Origin of the sequence: Streptomyces carpinensis, assembly GCF_002154505.1 — a bacterium.
Taxonomy (GTDB): domain Bacteria; phylum Actinomycetota; class Actinomycetes; order Streptomycetales; family Streptomycetaceae; genus Streptomyces; species Streptomyces carpinensis.
Genome location: NZ_MUBM01000696.1, coordinates 1 through 815, shown reverse-complemented (window position 1 = coordinate 815; position 815 = coordinate 1). Strand labels below are relative to the sequence as shown.

Sequence of the window (815 nt, the reverse complement as noted above, 5' to 3'; positions counted from 1 at the left end):
GGCCGCGCTCGCGCCGGCCGTGCCGCCCAGGCCGCGCGAGATGTACGCGTAGAAGGCGCCCGCGTTGTGGACGTGGCGGCTCATCTCGGCGTAGCCGAGACTGAAGAGGACCAGCACCACGCCGAGGATCACGAAGAGCAGCGGCTGCCCGACGATGCCCATCACCGCGAATGTGGTGGGCATGACACCGGCGACCACCATGAGCGGGGCGGTCGCGGCCAGGACGGAGAGCAGCAGGCCCCCCGTGCCGAGGCGGTCGGCGCGCAGCGCGCGCTCCTGCCCCTTGAAGGTGCTGATGCCGCCGCCGTCGGCGGTGGGTCTGCTCGTGCTCGAACTGCCCGTCGTCATCGGGGGATCGTCCTTTCGGCCTCGGGTCTCGGTCGCGCCTCGGTCGTACTACGTCGTACGTGCGGGGGTGGTGCGGGCTTGCGGCTCACGGCATGGGGCTTGCGGATCGCGGCGGTGCGGCCGGCGCCTCACACGGCGCCGAGCGCACTGGCGCGTGCGGTGCGGAACGCGGCGGACGGGTCCCGCTCGGGGTACGACCACGGTTCCGGGGTGGCGTGGTCCCCGATGCGGTGGAACAGGGCAGCGGCCTCGGCGCCCCGGCCCTCGCAGTACTTGGCGTGGGCGAGGTAGTTCAGGTCCACCATGCGCCGGGGGTGCCCCTCCTGTCCCCATTCCAGCCACCAGTCGAAGGCGCTCTTCATCACTTGCCGGGCCCGGCGGCCGGCCCAGTGCCCGGAGCCGGCCGGGTCGGGGGCCGCGTGGCCGCCGGCGGCCAGGGCGCGGTAGCGCTCGGCGTGCGCGACCAC

2 pseudogenes are annotated in these 815 nt (G+C 74.2%); both read right to left on the bottom strand.

Going from position 1 to position 815, the window contains the following annotated elements:
• Nucleotides 1-348: pseudogene (locus tag BZY54_RS54420) on the bottom strand (amino acid permease); the annotation flags it as partial.
• A gap of 128 nt (nucleotides 349-476) precedes the next feature.
• Nucleotides 477-815: pseudogene (locus tag BZY54_RS48010) on the bottom strand (hypothetical protein); the annotation flags it as partial.